Origin of the sequence: Vibrio sp. (genome assembly GCF_048266485.1) — a bacterium.
GTDB lineage: Bacteria > Pseudomonadota > Gammaproteobacteria > Enterobacterales > Vibrionaceae > Vibrio.
The window spans coordinates 132,267-151,357 of record NZ_JBLWZK010000008.1; the positions used below are offsets into that span (position 1 = coordinate 132,267).

The 19,091-nt window shown below is 40.3% G+C and carries 15 protein-coding genes and 1 CRISPR repeat array; of the genes, 4 read left to right on the forward strand and 11 right to left on the reverse strand.

The annotated features are described in order from the left end of the window. Positions 1–8: 8 nt before the first annotated feature. From ACN0T8_RS11050 to ACN0T8_RS11060, 3 genes are all read right to left on the reverse strand, one after another. On the reverse strand, positions 9–1,091 hold the full coding sequence (locus ACN0T8_RS11050) for a glycosyltransferase (protein WP_417880676.1): 1,083 nt from the start codon (positions 1,089–1,091) through the stop codon (positions 9–11). Between the two features lie 103 nt (positions 1,092–1,194). Beyond that, positions 1,195–2,559 carry a protein adenylyltransferase SelO family protein gene (locus ACN0T8_RS11055; RefSeq protein WP_417880677.1) on the reverse strand — a complete coding sequence of 455 codons (1,365 nt, stop codon included), beginning with the start codon at positions 2,557–2,559 and terminating at the stop codon, positions 1,195–1,197. After that, positions 2,549–3,049, reverse strand: coding sequence for a toxin-activating lysine-acyltransferase (locus ACN0T8_RS11060; protein WP_417880678.1), 501 nt, complete (start codon positions 3,047–3,049; stop codon positions 2,549–2,551). Before ACN0T8_RS11060 ends, ACN0T8_RS11055 begins: the two co-directional genes overlap by 11 nt. Positions 3,050–3,675: 626 nt before the next feature. Between ACN0T8_RS11060 and lamB the strand changes: the two genes are divergently transcribed. Together lamB and ACN0T8_RS11070 are read left to right on the forward strand one after the other, a co-directional pair. Beyond that, on the forward strand, positions 3,676–4,956 hold the full coding sequence (gene lamB, locus ACN0T8_RS11065) for a maltoporin LamB (RefSeq protein ID WP_417880679.1): 1,281 nt from the start codon (positions 3,676–3,678) through the stop codon (positions 4,954–4,956). Between the two features lie 212 nt (positions 4,957–5,168). Next, positions 5,169–6,545, forward strand: a complete 1,377-nt coding sequence (locus ACN0T8_RS11070) for an alpha-amylase family glycosyl hydrolase (protein ID WP_417880680.1) — start codon at positions 5,169–5,171, stop codon at positions 6,543–6,545. A gap of 176 nt (positions 6,546–6,721) precedes the next feature. On the opposite strand, the gene ACN0T8_RS11075 is transcribed toward ACN0T8_RS11070, so the two are convergent. Next, a complete protein-coding gene (locus ACN0T8_RS11075) occupies positions 6,722–7,336 on the reverse strand; it encodes a LysE family translocator (RefSeq protein WP_417880681.1) in 615 nt (204 codons plus the stop codon). A gap of 127 nt (positions 7,337–7,463) precedes the next feature. Here ACN0T8_RS11075 and ACN0T8_RS11080 point away from each other — a divergent pair, with 127 nt between their 5' ends. After that, the gene (locus tag ACN0T8_RS11080; RefSeq protein WP_417880682.1) at positions 7,464–8,411 is read left to right on the forward strand and encodes a Gfo/Idh/MocA family protein; all 948 of its coding nucleotides are present in this window, start codon (positions 7,464–7,466) and stop codon (positions 8,409–8,411) included. A 94-nt stretch (positions 8,412–8,505) separates the two neighbouring features. On the opposite strand, the gene ACN0T8_RS11085 is transcribed toward ACN0T8_RS11080, so the two are convergent. From ACN0T8_RS11085 to ACN0T8_RS11095, 3 genes are all read right to left on the reverse strand, one after another. After that, positions 8,506–9,036, reverse strand: a complete 531-nt coding sequence (locus ACN0T8_RS11085) for a GNAT family N-acetyltransferase (RefSeq protein WP_417880683.1) — start codon at positions 9,034–9,036, stop codon at positions 8,506–8,508. 194 nt (positions 9,037–9,230) lie between these two features. Next, positions 9,231–9,581: a hypothetical protein gene (locus tag ACN0T8_RS11090; RefSeq protein ID WP_417880684.1), complete on the reverse strand. Its 351-nt coding sequence runs from the start codon at positions 9,579–9,581 to the stop codon at positions 9,231–9,233. A gap of 708 nt (positions 9,582–10,289) precedes the next feature. Then, a complete protein-coding gene (locus tag ACN0T8_RS11095) occupies positions 10,290–11,720 on the reverse strand; it encodes a DEAD/DEAH box helicase (protein ID WP_417880685.1) in 1,431 nt (476 codons plus the stop codon). Between the two features lie 546 nt (positions 11,721–12,266). Here ACN0T8_RS11095 and ACN0T8_RS11100 point away from each other — a divergent pair. Then, positions 12,267–13,544, forward strand: coding sequence for a YjiH family protein (locus ACN0T8_RS11100; RefSeq protein WP_417880698.1), 1,278 nt, complete (start codon positions 12,267–12,269; stop codon positions 13,542–13,544). 148 nt (positions 13,545–13,692) lie between these two features. On the opposite strand, the gene ACN0T8_RS11105 is transcribed toward ACN0T8_RS11100, so the two are convergent. The 4 genes from ACN0T8_RS11105 to cas7fv all read right to left on the reverse strand — a co-directional run bounded on the left by ACN0T8_RS11105 (position 13,693) and on the right by cas7fv (position 18,988). Further along, positions 13,693–14,094, reverse strand: a complete 402-nt coding sequence (locus ACN0T8_RS11105; RefSeq protein WP_417880686.1) for a YgiW/YdeI family stress tolerance OB fold protein — start codon at positions 14,092–14,094, stop codon at positions 13,693–13,695. Positions 14,095–14,329: 235 nt separating this feature from the next. After that, positions 14,330–16,277: direct repeats of the CRISPR family, unit length 28 nt; unit sequence TTTCTAAGCTGCCTGTTCGGCAGTGAAG. Between the two features lie 180 nt (positions 16,278–16,457). Beyond that, on the reverse strand, positions 16,458–17,009 hold the full coding sequence (gene cas6f / locus ACN0T8_RS11110; RefSeq protein WP_417880687.1) for a type I-F CRISPR-associated endoribonuclease Cas6/Csy4: 552 nt from the start codon (positions 17,007–17,009) through the stop codon (positions 16,458–16,460). 9 nt (positions 17,010–17,018) lie between these two features. Continuing rightward, the gene (gene cas5fv / locus ACN0T8_RS11115; RefSeq protein WP_417880688.1) at positions 17,019–18,032 is read right to left on the reverse strand and encodes a type I-Fv CRISPR-associated protein Cas5fv; all 1,014 of its coding nucleotides are present in this window, start codon (positions 18,030–18,032) and stop codon (positions 17,019–17,021) included. Between the two features lie 8 nt (positions 18,033–18,040). Beyond that, on the reverse strand, positions 18,041–18,988 hold the full coding sequence (gene cas7fv / locus ACN0T8_RS11120; protein ID WP_417880690.1) for a type I-Fv CRISPR-associated protein Cas7fv: 948 nt from the start codon (positions 18,986–18,988) through the stop codon (positions 18,041–18,043). Positions 18,989–19,091: the final 103 nt, after the last annotated feature.

The following is a 19,091-nucleotide window of genomic DNA, read 5'->3' on the forward strand; positions in this document are numbered from 1 at the left end:
CATAGAAATCACCTTGTTAACCATCCCTTCTTCTTACCCAGAATTTCATCTGAATAGCCGAGTAAATTAGGTAGCCACGTAATCGATTCTAATAAAGCCGAATATAATGGTGCTTTAATCACTTGTCGGTTTGATAATTCACCCGAAAGGTTAAAATCTCTTATATAAGAATGCACCAATAAAAAATATACAAATGCATTGGCAACACCAACTACTATTGGTATCCAAATATCCATCGCAACCATAAATCCAAATAAAATAATATTTGGTGGAAATAAATACTGTGCCGCCGTAAGTAAAAACCAAGGAGAAGCGCATAGACCTGCTATCCAATGAGTCTTCCAAGCTTCTGTATAAGCTTCTACTCGTCCCCGAGCCCAGCGTCTACGTTGATTGAACAAACTTTTAACATCTGTCGGACATTGTGTGGTCGCTTTTGCTCTAGGCGCATAACCTGTTCGGTATCCGTTAGAAATCGCTTTCCAACACCATGCTATATCTTCAACTAACCACTCACTCCAACCACCTAATTGTCTCACCACTGAGGCTCGGTGAGCAACAAACGCGCCGGCTAATACGGGAACACAACCGAGTTTGTCCTGCGCAGCTCTTATTGCGCCATAAAAGCTAATATGTTCATAATGTTGCAGTTTACCTATGAAGCTGCCTTCATGATTTTCTGGGGTTATATAACCACAAACCGCAGCGTATTTCTCATCAGACCAAAGTTTGGTTACTAGCTCATATATACCGTTGGGTTCAATATAAGTATCACTGTCTACAACGACATATACATCCCCAGTAGCAACGTCAAGTTCTAATACATGGTCTAATGCAAAACCTTTCCTACCACCATTTACTGACCTTTCTATAATTTGAAAATCATGGTTCATCTCGGTATTATCGACCCATTCTTTTACTCTAGTGATTGCATTATTTGTCGAACCATCATCAATAACAATAACCTGAATTCGACTTGAATAATCCTGGTCGTTTAGCTTATTTAGTGCGCAAACTAAATGCTTTTCGTTTTCATTATAGAAAGGTAAAAAAATCGAAACTGTTGGGTCATTACTATTTTTGCACTTCAATTTCTTGAGTTTATAGCACCCAAATAAAACTAAGGTTGTTATAAACGAGGTAAAGATGTTACTATTAAAATGATTTCAATCACATCAATCATAGCTATCTCACTTATGCTACGTAACTATTAATAAGCTGACTAACTGAGTGATCGTCGTACTTTGTATTCAAGTGCCCCTGTAGCAGGTTAAACGAAGAATATTTAGCCTCTCGTAAAGGGAATTCAACAGACTTGACTTCAAAACCAAGTTTCTTTGCTTCCATTCGAACATTCTCACGAAATTCTTGATCATTAAAGCGAGTGATCATCCTGCGTTCATCACTTCTTAGTCTATTTTTTAAACGGCTCGCTTTCTGCAAATTAGAACTAGAATGCTCCTCGATCCCTAGTTCAAGTAACAAAAACTTATTCTCATATTCATCGAGTAGTCTAGAAAATCTATTCGAATGTTCACGCACCTGAATCGTCGTCAAGCCACTTTTAGAGTAATGATTAATTGAATCAATAAAGTTAACTAACCAAGATTCAATAAGCTCATGATCATCCCATACTGCACCAACACCATTTGCCAATACATAATTACCGAAATCTGGCACTGCCGTTATGGTACCAAAATCCAAGAACCGACCATCTATCGATATGTTTGAACTCGTTAAAGAACCGTGTGGGATTCCTTTCACTCTTGATGCTGCAACCTGACAAGCCAAACGATCTATCATTTTATTAATAGCCTCACCAAGAGAGGCATTTTCATTTTTATCTAACAACAATTTAGAGAAATAAGGCACAGCCTTTCTTACTCGATTCGCATCATTGTCACGTAGAAAACAATATTTCTCATCTGGCCAGAAAAAGGTACATCGCTCAAAATGTGCTGGGCGCACAGAAACCTCTCTGATAGCTAAGGCGCAGTGTTTGTTTGGCGCATCATCTAAGTATCCGAACTTATGCTTTGTATTCGTCTTGATAATAGCTAGAGTCCGTATGGCACCGTAAGGCAAATGCTTATGGCAAATCTCACCCCAAATCGCTTCGCTAATGGCCTCATCAATAAATAATTTACCGTGGGAGTGGCTTTCCGACATATTTGCAGCCACTAAAGGGTTACGCCCAACTCCTTTAATTTGAAAATGCCCATTTAAGCCACACCGTGCACTACCACCGTTGCACACTTCATGCCTTGAGCCATACTGGTCAGCTAGAAATTGTTTTTTATCACTCGTTACCATCCTTTCTTTCTTGGTATAACCCTTGGTTACATAACTAAAATTCTTGATTATCTCGCCTTTAATGCATGCTTCTTCGAGTTCAATATTATATTCCTCGATAAGGGCTTTATTTACCCAAACAACTTCTGTGTCATTCAGCTTGTAGGCGTCAAATGCAACGAATGACTCTTCAGGTAGACCATTACCAATACATGGAGTGTTATCTTTTCCAGATAACTTATGTGTTTTTAATAGTTCAGCAACCATAAATACTCCGTTTATTCGTTCTGATAACATTTCCCTGGTTATCTCGGATACAAATATTGCATTCCTTTCTATCTATATCCGTAGACAAGTTAATGAACCTGTAGAATTCTCTTAATTGACTTACATTGTTTTTTTCAACAAACCAATCCACAACTATTAAATTATTCCCTTCATTCCAGTTCATTGGCTTTAATGAAAATCTAGGCTTTGTCATGTATTTATTTAATGTCGAGTCATCTACCCAAGCCCATATAACATAGCCGGTATAGCCAACATCACTAGATAATTTAAAAAACTTATATTGCCTATGGATTACCGCTGGTTTTATCCAATGTAAAAAAGAAGCCAAGTTTAATTCTTTACGTGTCTTACATTTAGACATTATCTCTAAAAACTGCCCTAACTCATGGGTAACTTCTACCTTTGATAGAGGCCCATAAGAAAGCTCGGTAATTTGATTGTTGAGAAGTGAAATCGGCTGATGCCTCATAGCAACCTACTGAATTAAGTTTAATTATTTATTATAAGACCTCAAGATTCAGTCTTATTAAACTCCCCTAAACACCACTTTCGACTTACAACACAAAATAAATCCATAACAAAAATATCATTTACATTTTATTTACCCAGCATTTATCGCTGTTTTGATATAGCCCATCTTGAAGTTGATTGTGTATATTAAAGATCGAGGATGCAAATATTGGAAAGACCACTATAGATCAATGAGTGACGAAAAAACTTACCAGAAAAATCCCTGTTCCCCATAAAATCATCATTCAATTCACAAAATCTAACCTTGATCACAAAACCCAATTATTTGAGTCAAAGATCTCACTTTTCATGCGCTTAACATGGCTTATTAAGCGCTAAATCACACTTGGTGAAGCCTTCGTTTACACCAAGTGTGATCGTCGCACTCATCCTTTATTTCTACTCCCCCTACGCCTCGATTTCAGGAGGATGTGGGTTCGCCTCACTTCTCGCAAAATTGCTTCATCGCTGAATGATTCAAATAAAAGCTCACTAAAAGCCGCCACACATTCAGAGATCCAATAGCTTCATTAGGTTAACAACATAACCGGTGAGCAAGATGAAACAATATAAAGGATTAATAACATGAAAAACCTCAAGGTCTGTTTAACTGCTGCTGCCGTTTCCTCTGCGTTACTTGCACCAACTGCAATGGCGGTCGGTGTCGATTTCCATGGTTATATGCGCGCTGGCGCTGGCGTGAGTGCACATGGTGGCGCAAATGAATCATACGAAAGAAATAAAGTCGGTCGTCTTGGTAACGAAGATGACGTTTATGGCGAAATACAATTAGATACCACACCGATTAAGGCCGGTGACAGCGCTGAGTTCATTATAAGTTCAATGGTCGCTTACGGATCGGATGGTTCAAACGGCTGGGAATCAGCTCGTGATGACGATGATGGTGCAGATGTTGCGCTTGCACAGTTTAACGTTCAAGCCAAAGGCTTATTCGATTTCGATAAAGAAGCCACTCTTTGGGCCGGTAAACGTTATTACCAACGTCAAGACATTCACATTACTGACTTCTACTACTGGAATACCTCTGGTGGCGCTGGTGGCGGTATTGAAAATGTCACAGCTGGCCCAGGTAAAATCTCGTTTGCTTTCATGCGTGATGATTCTTTAGGAAATGATATTGGTGTCGATTTAGACGGTGACGGCGTTACTGATAAACAAAATTACAACGTTAATAATTTTGACTTACGTTATGCAGACCTTGGTTTATGGCAAGATGCATCATTAGAGCTGGGCGTAAACTACTATATGGTTAACGAAACCGATGATCAAAAAGATTTCGGTTTAGACACTGAAGATAGCTTAATGGCGACAGCCGTTATCACACAAGGTAACTTCTTCGGTGGTTTCAATAAAACCGTTTTCCAATTTGCAACCAACGGCGCAGCATCGGGTATGGCTGGGTTAGGTTCAGGTAGCTGGATCCCTGCAGTTTCAGATGGGGATACGGGTTTCCGTGTGATTAACTTCGGTGTAGTAGATTTAAGCGAGAACTGGGATTTCGGTCACCAAGTGATGTTTGCTCAAAGCTCTTATAAAGGTGATAAAAAAGATCATACTTTTGCCAACGTGGTCGTCCGCCCAATCTATAACTGGTCTGAAACCATGAAAACCGAATTCGAAGCAGGTTACTACACAGAAGAAAATCAGTGGGGTAATGACGGTGCTGACAATGAAGGCGCTAAATTCACCGTCGCGCAAGCATGGTCTGCTGGTTCTGGCTTCTGGGCCCGCCCTGAAATTCGTGTCTACGCTTCTTACGTTGATGACTTCAAAAACGACAATCGCTTTGGTAGCGACCAATCTGATGATTTATCAGTTGGTATTCAGGCAGAAGCATGGTGGTAATGCCATCGCTTTAACTTAATTTACAACGCCGGCCATGATGCTGGCGTTGTTCATTTTTATTTTTTATACCCAAAGTAATACGAGTTGCTGTAAAGCGGTAAATTAATGAGCCCCATATACATAGCTCGTCTATTTAATTGGATGAATGAATGCCGTCCCAACGCTACGGCTTCAAGCACGAAGAGTATATTCTTAATTTTTAAAGAGGCATTATGTCCGTATTCACAAATCAATCTGTCACTGCAACGACTGCAGTTTCTTCTGCCAATGTGATTTTACATGCCTTTGATTGGTCGTATCAAAAAGTGACCAGCGAAGCCGAGCGCATTGCTCAACTAGGCTATGATTCTGTTTTAGTTTCTCCGGCGATGACATCACCTAATCATTCCGAATGGTGGAACCGTTATCAGCCGCAAGACTATCGTGTGATTAATAGCCCATTAGGTAATACCCTTGATTTTATCGCGATGCAAAAAGCCTTATCCGAACATGGCATTTCACTTTATGTGGATGTGGTGTTTAATCATATGGCCAATGAATCTCAAGTACGTAGTGACCTCACCTACCCTAATCCACAAACCATGGCAGACTACCAAGCTCAAGTAGAACACTTTGAAGCATTAAAGCTGTTTGGCGATTTATCTCAGCCATTGTTTACCGATGAAGATTTTGAACCTGCCTTTCCGATCACTAACTGGCTAGATGCTAGTGATGTGCAAAAAGGCCGACTCAGTGGCAGCGATAGCGATCCCGGCTTGCCAACATTAGCGCCGACGGAAAATGTCATTGCCAAACAACAAGCCTACTTACAAGCATTGAAAGATCTCGGCGTTGCAGGCTTTAGAATCGATGCAGCGAAACACCTTTCACCTGAACATATTGTCAAAGTGTGGACTGAAGACATCAGTGAAGGCGTGAAAATATTTGGAGAGATCATTACTGATGGCGGCGAAGGCAAAGCAGAATATGACGTGTTTTTAAAACCATTTATTGAATCAACCACCTTTGATGCTTATGACTTCCCGCTATTCCATCGTTTATTAAATGTGTTCAAACATGATCACAGCATGACTTCGTTGCTAGATTTGCATCAACAAGGACAATGCCTAGAGGATAAACGTGCGATTACTTTTGCGGTAACCCATGATATTCCTAATAACGATGTGTTCCGTAATCAAATGCTATCGCCGCAACAAGAACAATTGGTTTACTGCTACTTACTTGGTTGCAGCGATGGCGCGCCTTTGATCTATACCGATTTGAACACCAGTAATGATCTGGATGCATTAGGTTACCCTAGATGGGAACAAAGCTGGCACGACACGAGTCTGATCAAGATGATTCAATTTCATAAGCAAGTACATGGCTCGCCAGTGCAAGTGCTCGAATCAACCGATGATGTATTGGTGATTTTGCGAGGAACGGAAGAAAAACCACTTGGCATAATCGCGATTAATAAAGGCTCTGAAGAATGCCACATTACTCTGCCGACCAATCAAAACCAATTTAATGTCTGGCTCGGTGGTGATGATCTACTACGTCAAACGCTAACGTTACCCGCTCAGTCTGGGATTATGTTGTTAGCTTAGACTCTAATTGCTGCTCTATTCAATAATCCAAATGATTAATAAAAATCGGCACTTGAAGTGATTCAGTGCTGATTTTTATTTGAGTTAGTTTTATAGGTTGGTTTGAATGATAACTCTGAATTCTGCATTTTTAGGTTACTTGGGTATATACAGACTTCCATTCAATTCTAATTGACTTATGCAACCCACATCACTCGTAATGCCAATCCAATTAACACCACACCAGAAATACGATCAATCCAATGGGCTTTATTGCGCAGTGTAGAAAGTAGAAGCTGACTAGATAACATAAAGGTAATTAAGGTATACCACAGCCCATCGACAATAAATGGAGTCATGACAATAATCGCTTTACTGCTGGTTTCAGCACTCACTGCAACAAACTGGCTAAATAATGCAGTAAAGAAAATGGCAATCTTTGGGCTAAGAATGGAAATGAGAAAACCTTCCTTTGCAGATTGAGCCACTGAACAGCTAATCCCTGACTCTAAACGCTCAGCAATACCACCTTTTGATTGAATAGCATTAACACCTAACCAGGCTAAATACGCCGCGCCCGCATAAGTAATTGTCTTAAATATCAATGGAAATTGATGAAGTAAAATCGCTAAACCAAGAATCGTGAATAACGCGTACAAACCAATACCAAACGCATGAGCCCAAGCAGTGGCTAAGCCGTGTTTGCGTCCACCTGCTAAGCTATGTTTTGCGACCATTGCCAAACTGGGCCCCGGTGACATCGCACCAAGTAAACAAATAAGCAGTAAAGAAAGCCAAATTGTTAGTGTCATTGAATCCCTTCGTCATTTTGGAAAATTTAGGGTTATTCTACTGAAAAAAATCCGTATGATGGTATTCATTTCTTCAGATACTACTCTTTCGTATCACATAGAAGCTTAGAGTTAAAAAGGAACCGCTATGAAAATCGCATTAATCGGACTCGGCGGCATCGCACAAAAAGCCTACCTACCTTTTATCACTCAAATTGAAGGCGTCGAATGGATACTATGCACCCGTAATACCGAAGTACTGCAAGAGTTAGCCACCAAGTATAACGTTCGTGAGTATTACAGCGATTATCGCCAACTGGTTCATGTTGGGGTTGATGCGGTAATGATCCACAGCGCGACTTCTAGCCATAAAGATATTGCCAGCTTCTTCCTCTCGCAACACATTGCTACTTTTGTCGATAAGCCACTGGTGGATAATGGCCATGATTGTGAAGCCTTATATGAACTCGCTCAACGTAATAATACGCCGTTATACGTTGGCTTTAATCGTCGTCATATTCCCCTATTCAACCAACATTTAGTGGGCGTTCAATCGGGAATGCCACTTAACCCTTTGCATTCACTGCGTTGGGAGAAACATCGCTTTAATCAACCAGGTGATGTGCGTACCTTTATTTTTGATGACTTTATTCACCCACTCGATAGCGTGAATATTTTTGCTAAATCAAACATTAACGATATGCATATCGCCACCCAATGGAGTGACAACCAACAACTGGCAAGTATTAATATTCAATGGCAACAGCAAGGTAGTTTACTTAATGCGTCGATGAACCGCATGTTTGGTCAAACTCAAGAACGAGTATCAGCAGATTTTGCTAATCAATCCTATGAGTTCCGTGGCTTTATGGAAGGTACGCTGTGGCAAGATGATCACGCTCTGCAATTACAAACCAAAGACTGGTTGCCAATGCTTGCCACTAAAGGCTTTGATAACATGGTTCAAGAATGGTTAGGCGTCGTAAAAACAGGTCATATGCCATCGGCTTTAGTAGATAGAAATATTGCCTCGCATTTCTTGGCTGACGCTTTATGCCAACATGTCTTAAAACAACAAACTCGTAAGGTGCACTAATTCGTCACTGGTTGTATATCCATAAAACAGGGGATCCTATTTTAGGATCCCTTTATTTTTAACGTGCATCGGTATCTTAATCTTTCGCTAACAATCAATTTGTTGCTTCAAGTAAGGCTTTTGGGCTTTCCCAGCAATAAGTATGGCATGGTACCTGTGAACCACAGGGCGCATTCCAAATAAAATCTCTATTATCCTTTGCACCAAGTGACTCATAGAATGCTTTAGCAGGATCATTACCTTTCAGCACTTCTAAATAAATTCCTGAATCAGCAAAGTGCTTTTGTGCCCATGTTGCTGCTTCTGCGAGTAAAGCTTTTCCATATCCCTTACCACGTTGGTCTTTATCGACATGCAAGTTATCAATCATAGTGCCTTGGTCAAAACTATGATTACCATATAGACAAACAAAGCCACACAACGCGCCTGCCTCTTCCAATACCAATACACCTTGATTAAGTGGCGGCTGAGTTAAGCGAGTTTGCCACATCGCCATGTGTTCATCTTCCACTCGGCTTGCTAGATAATCATCATCTAAAAGACCTTGGTAGACTTGCTGCCAACTGGTGGCATGTAATTTGGCTATTTTGGAATAATCTTCAAATTCCGCTTCTCTAACGAACATCCTTGCTCCTGAGTTTATATTGTTGTTTTCTCTAATGTATCGAAAAACTGACCAAAGATTGCACTTTTTTACGGATAAATAACAGAATATATGACGGTGGTAGCAAAGGTAGCTGATATAAAACTCAAAAAGCCAACAGATTACTCTATTGGCTTTTGATCTACTTATGAAAACAGAGGTTTACCTCAATTAGCTTAACTACGTTTTGGCTGAGTATAGGTTTTGCCGGCTGCGGTATAAGTATCTTTCGTTTTCACATCGAACATAATGTCGAAGAACCACGACACGAAACGAATAATATCATCACCTTCATTCATAATGTGCTCAACGTATTCTTGCTCTACGCCGTTGTCATCTTCTTGAGTCGTCACATGATAAATGCGGTTCACACCTTCTACTTCTGCTAACGCAAATTGACCAGATAGCGATTTAGCGGCATCGGCCACGTTGCTGTCGCTGTTCATTTGCAGGAATTTAAGTGCAGTTGGAACGGAATCTAGCGTACATAGGGTTTTTACGAGTGTTTCGAAATCACTTTGTTGCATGTTCTATTAGCCTTGTATTTAGGTCTTTTACTCTTAATCGAGCACCTTGAGACGGATTCTACACTATACCCAAGTGACTTGGATATATTTCTATATTGATATCCCCAAGTCACTTCAAGGCTTGAATAAAGAAAACCCCGACACTTTCGTATCGGGGTTATAGTCTCACTCGCAGCATTCCGGCTACTATTAATGCTCCATGCATCAAATCCGTGATAGTGCTTATCCTAAGCTCATCCAGCTTCGCCTTCTTAGCGGTGTCCTTACGCAAATCCTTGCTGCTAATCGTTCCTAATTAGCGCTCATCACTTGTTCCTTGAGCGGTGTTCCTTCCTCAAACTAGAGGGGTCCATTTATCCGTTTAAGCCGCACCCTGCCGCTTAATTTAATCCGTCAAATGTCCTGTGCTTCCTGCTGACCGTTATCCTAACCGTCAAACTTCATCCTGAATAAAACCGTCTTGGTTTTTCTTAAATCCTATGTCGTTTCCTTCCGACACCGATAAGACTACGCTTCTGCTGAGATTCCTCAAGAGACCTAATTCAAAGTTTTTGCTCTTTCTCTAAACCAAAAACACCAAAAAACAAAAAGGCCAACCATAACAATAAGTTAAAGTTGACCTTTTCTGATTTTCATATTGAATAACCGTGATCACTCACATAGCTTGTAAGCGATCTCGCACACGGCCAATCCTATATTTTACTAGGCTTAATTTGCTTTGAAATTACTGCCATTGTTTTTAGGATTACGTTGTGGCGAAGCACCTGCTGGCTTACGGTTTGCAGCGGGTTTAGGGCGCGCATTGGCTTGTGGCTTTGCCGCTCCGTCTGTAGATGCTGTCGCCGGTTTTGCATTGCCTGCATGACGACGGTTTTTGCTTACTGGTTTATGACCACGAGCATTATCACCTGAACGTTGACCATCATTATGTTGGAAAGTCTTTTTCGGTTTCTTTGGTTTTTTCGGCTTGATTGGACGAGTATCTAATCTTGACTCCAGCAATTTATTGACTACCGGGAAACCTTCAAGTTCCATACGTGGTAATACTTGCTTGATTAAGCGTTCAATCGAGAATAAGTCATGAGCTTCATCAGCGCATACTAAAGAGATAGCTTTACCGGTTGCGCCTGCACGGCCAGTACGGCCAATACGGTGCACATAATCTTCAGAGACATGCGGCAAATCAAAGTTCACCACTTGTGGTAATTGCGCGATATCGATACCACGAGCGGCGATATCGGTTGCCACTAAAACACGTACTTCCCCGGTTTTAAAATTCTCTAGTGCTTTGGTACGTGCCCCTTGGCTTTTGTTGCCGTGAATGGCGGCTGAGCTCACGCCCTTTTCATCTAAGAAACGGCTTAAACGGTTAGCACCATGTTTGGTTTTACTAAATACCAACACTTGTTGCCAATCATTATCTTGGATCAGTTTCAGCAACATCGGTGCTTTCTTCTTTTGATCCGCAGGATAAATACATTGCTCGACCGTGGTTGCCGTTTGGTTCGATGGGTTAACCGAAATTTCTACAGGGTTATTCACCAAGCCTTTCGCAAGCTGACGAATGTCATCAGAGAAGGTGGCAGAGAACAATAAGTTCTGACGTTTCGCGGGTAAGAAAGACAAGATTTTACGGATATCGCGAATAAAGCCCATATCCAGCATACGGTCAGCTTCATCTAGCACTAACACTTCTAGCTGAGAAAAACGTACTGCATTCTGGTTATACAAATCTAATAGACGACCAGGAGTGGCAACGAGTACATCAACGCCTTGTCTTAATCTCATCATTTGTGGGTTAATTTTAACACCACCAAATACAACCGTTGAGGTTAAGCGCGTATGTTGGCTGTATTGCTCAACATTCTTATGTACTTGAGCCGCAAGCTCGCGAGTAGGCGTTAAGATAAGTGCACGAACTTGATTAGGTTTAACACGCTCACCGACTAATAAACGCTCAAGAATCGGTAATGTAAAACCAGCCGTTTTACCTGTACCGGTTTGCGCAGCGGCCATTACATCTTGACCTTCGATCACCGCAGGAATGGCTTTCGCTTGAATTGGTGAAGGTGTGGTATAGCCTTGTTCTTCCACCGCTTTAAGTAAAGGGGCAGAAAGTCCTAAAGAGGAAAAACTCATAAATATTGATCTCGATAAAATAGAGAAGCCAAATGGCTCATAGACATGAATATCAATATCTTTGTATACCTTATGTTTACTTGTTGTAGTGACAAGGTATATGAGAATTTACTCGGCTTTCAGGATTGGTGTCGCTGGAAGTGATATTAATAATCTTGATTGAGCGGCTATTCTGACGGCTTTATCTAAAAGCAGCAACAAATATCGTGACTTTTATCACAGATAGTTAGGTCTGTCCTTCGTTTGAATAGAAATCCACCACTCTATTATCAATGGCTATACCCAAGTAACTTTTATCTCCAAAAATTGCCGTTTCCCTATTTCACTTTGATTAGAAAGTCGGTATTCTTGCCGCCACTGAATAAATCATGGATTGATAGTGAATAGTTATGCGACGGATTGCGCAATTTTTAAGCATTGTCATTTGAGAGCATAATGAAAGATTCTTCAAAACCAACGGGTAACGCCAAGGTAGAAACAACAAGCTACCCATTAAAAACTTACCTTACCTTTATTATTCCATCTTTGATCGGTTTGTTTTTATTCATGGCACCGTTGAGCTACCAAGGCTCATACACTATTCCAGTCGCTATCTTAGCCAAATCTCTACAGGCAGCATTAGCCAATAGCATCGTTCCTATCATTACTGTTGTTATTGCGTTCATGTCTATCGCAACCATGTTATATAAACTGATTCAACCTGCGTTTATTAAAAATAATGCCTTTTTACACGCGTTAATGACGCCATCGTTAATCTGGTTTGTGGTGCGTATTTTTGGTGGTATTGCAGCCGTTATGGCGTTCAACCATGCGGGCCCAGAAATAGTATGGGAAGAAAATACCGGTGGCATGGTATTAAACGGTCTATTACCAACGTTGTTCTGCGTATTCATTTTCGCCGGTATGTTGCTGCCTCTTTTACTTAACTTCGGCCTACTAGAGCTATTCGGGACGCTATTAAGTAAAGTTATGCGCCCTATCTTCAACTTACCAGGCCGTTCTGCTATCGACTGTATGGCATCTTGGTTAGGTGACGGTTCTGTTGGCATTTTACTAACTAGTAAACAATACGAAGATAAGTTCTATACACAACGCGAAGCCGCCATTGTGGGTACGACCTTCTCAGCAGTATCGATCACTTTTAGCCTAGTAGTCATCGCACAGGTAAATCTTGAGCATTTATTCATTCCTTTTTATGGCGCAGTTTGTTTGGCAGGTTTAGTCGCTGCGATTATATTACCTCGCATTCCACCATTACGCTGGAAGAAAGACACTTTCATTGATGGTTCAGTGCCAGATATGAAAGCCGATGATTTACCAAAAGGCCACACTAACTTATCTTGGGGCATGCACTTAGCACTGACCAAAGCTGATAACGTTGGTCATTTGCATAAAGTATTAGTTGAGGGCGTGAAGAATGCCATTGATATGGTGTTTGGTGTCCTACCAGTTGTGATGGCGCTTGGTACTGGTGCTTTAATCATTGCAGAGCATAGCTCACTGTTCGAGATTTTAGGTCAGCCTTTCATTCCATACTTAAAACTACTTGGGCTTCCTGAAGCAGTGGCCGCATCACAAACGATTGTGGTGGGTTTTGCTGATATGTTTATTCCAGCAATTCTTGCAGCGCCTATCCATAGTGATATGACGCGTTTTGTGATTGCAGCGATGTCGGTTACTCAGTTAATTTATATGTCTGAAGTGGGCGCCCTTCTATTAGGTAGTAAGATCCCAGTGACCCTATTAGAGCTATTCGTGATCTTTATTTTACGAACTCTTATTACCCTACCGGTGATTGTTGGCGTTGCGCATTTGATTTTTTAATTGTTCGACTCGTCTTACAAACTAACGTCACAAGACTAGGCAAACAGACAAGCACCCAAAACAAGAAAGCCTGCATAAATTAATGATGCAGGCTTTCGTTTTTATTTGGTTTTACTTATTTTAAATCATTTAATTAACCTAGAAGCCGTTATTTAACTTCTAAGCTATCCACATCGATCGTTAAGCTGTTCCAATCTTTATCCACTTCACCACGTAATACCACGGTGTCACCAGTGGTAACGGTACGCCCCAACCATTTATCGTTATCAATTTCTACAGTAATTTCGCCTGTTGAATCAGCAAAGATATAATCTTCATCACCTAGTGAGCTTTTAATTTTACCAGTTAGTACAACCTTAGTATCATCACTGACATCTTTTGCTTCTTTAATCGTTTCAATGATTGAAGTGCCATGACGAGGGCCATCAAAACCGCCTTGAGTGGATGTCTGCGCTTTAGCCACAGGTGCAGGAGAAACCACTTCTGCCATCGCAATAGAAGGAACTGACATTAATGCTGCAAGCGACATTGTTAATAGTGTTCTGTTCATGACTTTACCCTTATTATTGTAATTTTTCGCTAGCCTGTTGGCTGTATATTACGTCGATGTGAAACAGTATATTTAGGCAAGCGTGAAAAAAGCGTGAAAAAATCAGCATCGCCTTAAATAATTTACCGTCATTTTCGGTATTAAGCTGTCACTGCTTATTGATAAATATCCACCTGTTTCCGACTACCTGCACGGCAGTGAACGTGTAAAGGCTTCACCTACTAAAGTCATGCAATTTCTAAGCTGCCTATTCGGCAGTGAACAGAAAAGTAAGTGACAATGTAATGACGTCTACTTTCTAAGCTGCCTGTTCGGCAGTGAAGTCAAAAGCGGCACATTGGCCGCGGTTGGGTTTTTTCTAAGCTGCCTATTCGGCAGTGAACAGAAGCCGGAACCGCCTACAACCTAGCCGCAGTTTCTAAGCTGCCTATTCGGCAGTGAACCATCGTCAGTCGTTTTTGTGAAATACTGAGACTTTCTAAGCTGCCTATTCGGCAGTGAACTTTCCAAAGTGATCATGCTTAACGTATCTTTCTTTCTAAGCTGCCTATTCGGCAGTGAACAAGACAAAGTAAAGCGTGATTCAAAATATTATTTTCTAAGCTGCCTATTCGGCAGTGAACATTTAGGCGTTCACTGCGAATACCCTGAAAACTTTCTAAGCTGCCTGTTCGGCAGTGAAGTTTAATTGGGGAGCCATGCGACCATGTTTCTATTTCTAAGCTGCCTGTTCGGCAGTGAAGATATTAATCGAAATTTAGCCGCCAGCAAGGGCTTTCTAAGCTGCCTGTTCGGCAGTGAAGGTGATACTGTTCAAGACTCTCAAAATTTTACATTTCTAAGCTGCCTGTTCGGCAGTGAAGAGCAAAAATTGCTAGAGAGATAGCAAGAATAATTTCTAAGCTGCCTGTTCGGCAGTGAAGATTTGCAGCTTGAATCTATTCAATTCGCCTACTTTCTAAGCTGCCTGTTCGGCAGTGAAGATTAGTCACTACCTCAACATAATAAAAAATGATTTCTAAGCTGCCTGTTCGGCAGTGAAGAAATCAAAAAAATGACAGCGGGTTAACCTATATTTCTAAGCTGCCTGTTCGGCAGTGAAGATGGGGAACTGTTACTACGTCAAATTCTTATTTTTCTAAGCTGCCTGTTCGGCAGTGAAGAAGCGGTTGAACAGGTTAAAGCCTTACCAACCTTTCTAAGCTGCCTGTTCGGCAGTGAAGCTGTTCTGTAACCTGGGCAACCTTATCTATTTTTTCTAAGCTGCCTGTTCGGCAGTGAAGGTGGTGAGCCACTGAAGGATATCTACCTTGATTTTCTAAGCTGCCTGTTCGGCAGTGAAGTTGGGAAAAAATCGCCGAGTTTCTTTTGAACTTTTCTAAGCTGCCTGTTCGGCAGTGAAGACAATGAGCGTTCTAATCGCAACAGCAATAACTTTCTAAGCTGCCTGTTCGGCAGTGAAGCGAATATATCAATGTGTACGTTAAGTCAGGAATTTCTAAGCTGCCTGTTCGGCAGTGAAGTATCAGTCATATTGAATTCCTATTCACGTTAATTTCTAAGCTGCCTGTTCGGCAGTGAAGCCAATAAGCACTTGATTAACTTTGCTTTTTATTTTCTAAGCTGCCTGTTCGGCAGTGAAGAGACTCAGGCCACTTTCAAATCGACTGCTTACTTTCTAAGCTGCCTGTTCGGCAGTGAAGAACATGACTCAGAGCAGGTCGCCTTTTTTTCTTTTCTAAGCTGCCTGTTCGGCAGTGAAGCTAAGTTTACCCAAGAGGGCTTGCCTAAGCTTTTTCTAAGCTGCCTGTTCGGCAGTGAAGTTGGCAATGGCTCACCTTGGAGTGTCAGAACATTTCTAAGCTGCCTGTTCGGCAGTGAAGTGCTCCGGGGCGGCCTCCAGCTTCTGTGTTTGTTTCTAAGCTGCCTGTTCGGCAGTGAAGGCACACCCTACCGTGAAAACACGACAAGCCAATTTCTAAGCTGCCTGTTCGGCAGTGAAGTGTCATGCTGACAATTGATGTCGTTTACTTCCTTTCTAAGCTGCCTGTTCGGCAGTGAAGTGATAATTCGACATGTAGATGCGTATCTCGAATTTCTAAGCTGCCTGTTCGGCAGTGAAGTGCTTGATATGGGCATGAGCATGATGGGGACATTTCTAAGCTGCCTGTTCGGCAGTGAAGAATAGAATATCAGGAATAAAATAAGCTACAACTGATAGTTAGATAAAAATACCCTTTTTTACCTTGTTAAAAATAATCAGATGTAACTCATTGTTTTTAAGTCGTATTTTTAAATATCAAAAATAAAGGGTCAAATGACCCTTTCCTTATATCGAACTAAAGCATTATCGATTAATTACTTTAGAACCAAGGTACTGTAGCCGTTTTACTTAAACCAAATAGATCAAACTTCCCCTCTATAGGCTCTTTAGCGATTTCACTAAAACGTAAATATCGACGGTGCTTATGTCCATTAGAGCTACTTTCTAGTTCCAAATATGGGTGTTCTAAGCCTTTTGTAAACATTTTTGCTTTGTATTTATTAATATCTATATCGCTTATGCTTCCTCGCTTACGCAAACGCTTCAGCTTAGATTGCGACATATTGCTTTGAATCCGTGAAATTGTGCGATACTCACACGAGGAAGGAGCCAACTGGATTTCACTTACATCACAGTAACCAACTAACCCACCGAGCCAATTAAGATCAGAAAAGTGTTGAAGCATGTTTCCATTACTATGTACACGAATAACTCGCCCTAGCACAATTTGATATTTGGGGAAACTTACTCCAATAGAATCAGATTTAAGCATCACTAAAGCTTTATGTAACTTCGTGTAAACTTTGTTTAGCAGCACATTTTCACGCATTTCCGCATCGGGCTTTAAAGTGATTTCAATATAACTGTCCACTATTATCTCCTATATCCGTATATTGCTGACGTAGGCCAACCCCTTCTTACCTAAATAAAATGAAGAAACGCCTGCATTTTCGATAAGTTGTGAGAGTTCCTTTGCCTTTTCACGAGAAATATCTATTTCAATAACTAACTGCCCAGAAGCTTTAGTCATTAAATGTCTAGTTTTTCCTATACCTTTAACTAATTCCTCTCGCATATAGGGATTACCCCATATTTTTTTCTTTTCTCCTGTTGTGTATCGCCCCATAAAATCTTTTTTAGTAAAACCGTTATTAGAGATGCCTCCTATGCCACCTGCTTTTGTTCTAGCACTGCTCATATCATACTTATCACTAAGCCTTTCTATTTGTAGATAAAGTGCCGAGCAATACATGCTAATTGGTAGTACTAGCCCTTTATTATTAATACCTTTAAACTTTTCAAACTTATCAGAAAGGTATTGGTAAGCATCTGCTAGCTCACCTTCGTTTTCTATTGGCTTTTGTTTATTTATCTCTTCTAGTCTCGCAATTAATGATAATGGCTCTACTGAAATGAAGTTGAAGCTCACTTCTTTGTCTAAGATAAAGTTGATTAAATCTGGAATGTCTAATGATAATACTCCCCAAAAATACTCTGCATAATCAGAAGTAAAAATAGGGTCATTCACTTTAATCATTCCAGTGAAAGCATTTTGATCTGTACTGCCTGTAATATTTCTTATATATGTCATTTCAGTATTGACTGACTTCGGCTTATCATCAAACCTAACAAGCGACTCTATCTCTTTAAAAAAGTAATTTTCACCATTTCTAGATTGATAAAGCTTACGCTGATCACCTATTAAACGATTTAGTACCCCCATTACTGTATCAATAGTCACTTCTCGTTTAATAAAGTTTTCTGGTTTATTACGTTCATTTAAACTTTTTAATGAACCGATAAATTTTCGTCCTGTTTTAGGTAGTGCATCATTGTTACTACCTTCAAGAAACGAGTTCCTCCAACTAGACTCATATTCTATGGTTATTTTCATAACCACCTCTACTTAGCTTCAAAGTAAACTGCAAAATCAGTTTGAGGCTGAGAACTTATTTCACTTTCATCACGCTTAATACGCATCATTTTATTACTATCGTTATAATCGACAAGCATCTCATTAACATACATATATGATTTAGCTTGGCGGATAGATAACTCTGAAATGAGATCTAGAGTAAACTTCACTAGCACTTTCATTGCATTTTGATTTAATAAAATGCCATTTTCACCCTCATCAAAAATCGTCCCTTTACGCACATAATTACTATGAAACGTCGCTTTCGGTGATGATTCAGGAGCAAGTGTTTGAATAAACTCTTCTACTGATTTAGCAACTTCTTCACCTTGCCCTTCTTTAATTTGCATCGCTTCACGATCGAATTTTTTATCAAGTGAAATAAACTGCAATTGTTCAATACTGATTGAACCGTATGAAATGTATTTAGTGTCGCCAAAGGTGGTTTTTGAAAAGAACGATGAATTATCGCGTTCACCAGCTTGCCCAAATTGCTCAAAATTACCATTGCCTAATTGATCAACAAAATCTTCTATTAATAACGGGCTTGTACGCTTATTTTGGCTGTTTGGTACAACATAGCCTCGCACTAATCCAGTTATTGATGATAATACTTTCATTAAGTTATCTAACTTTGCTTTATTCGCATAATGAATATCAAAAGCTTGTGATCTGAATAGATGATGGCGTATACAGTTTTGGCTGATGTAAAGCGGCGTTTCTTTAAAGTCTATATCGGTTGCTACTCTTAATTTATTTACTCTAAAAGTGTTACCTTTACTTGTCGTTCCTTCATCAAACTCGTTAGGTATGCTATTTGAATAACCTCTAAGTTTTGGCATTGTGTGGTTTTCATATGGTCTAAGAGGATGCTCACCTTTTAAGGTTGTAGGACCATTCCAGTCAGGGTGAGATCGTGAACGTTTTTTAATCAAAATTACGACCAATTTGACGATCACATTTAGCTGTGATCATATACTCCCTTTTTAGGGAGAGCATCATGCACATTGACCACTTCAAAGAACATTTTCAAACGAT

What these genes read in the sequence shown, in the direction of transcription:
- ACN0T8_RS11055 (WP_417880677.1), bottom strand. Translation starts at nt 2,559, where the DNA reads ATGGTTGCTGAACTATTAAAAACACATAAGTTATCTGGAAAAGATAAC.
- ACN0T8_RS11060 (WP_417880678.1), bottom strand. Translation starts at nt 3,049, where the DNA reads ATGAGGCATCAGCCGATTTCACTTCTCAACAATCAAATTACCGAGCTT.
- lamB (WP_417880679.1), top strand. Translation starts at nt 3,676, where the DNA reads ATGAAAAACCTCAAGGTCTGTTTAACTGCTGCTGCCGTTTCCTCTGCG.
- ACN0T8_RS11070 (WP_417880680.1), top strand. Translation starts at nt 5,169, where the DNA reads ATGTCCGTATTCACAAATCAATCTGTCACTGCAACGACTGCAGTTTCT.
- ACN0T8_RS11075 (WP_417880681.1), bottom strand. Translation starts at nt 7,336, where the DNA reads ATGACACTAACAATTTGGCTTTCTTTACTGCTTATTTGTTTACTTGGT.
- ACN0T8_RS11080 (WP_417880682.1), top strand. Translation starts at nt 7,464, where the DNA reads ATGAAAATCGCATTAATCGGACTCGGCGGCATCGCACAAAAAGCCTAC.
- ACN0T8_RS11085 (WP_417880683.1), bottom strand. Translation starts at nt 9,036, where the DNA reads ATGTTCGTTAGAGAAGCGGAATTTGAAGATTATTCCAAAATAGCCAAA.
- ACN0T8_RS11090 (WP_417880684.1), bottom strand. Translation starts at nt 9,581, where the DNA reads ATGCAACAAAGTGATTTCGAAACACTCGTAAAAACCCTATGTACGCTA.
- ACN0T8_RS11095 (WP_417880685.1), bottom strand. Translation starts at nt 11,720, where the DNA reads ATGAGTTTTTCCTCTTTAGGACTTTCTGCCCCTTTACTTAAAGCGGTG.
- ACN0T8_RS11100 (WP_417880698.1), top strand. Translation starts at nt 12,267, where the DNA reads ATGGCACCGTTGAGCTACCAAGGCTCATACACTATTCCAGTCGCTATC.
- ACN0T8_RS11105 (WP_417880686.1), bottom strand. Translation starts at nt 14,094, where the DNA reads ATGAACAGAACACTATTAACAATGTCGCTTGCAGCATTAATGTCAGTT.
- cas5fv (WP_417880688.1), bottom strand. Translation starts at nt 18,032, where the DNA reads ATGAAAATAACCATAGAATATGAGTCTAGTTGGAGGAACTCGTTTCTT.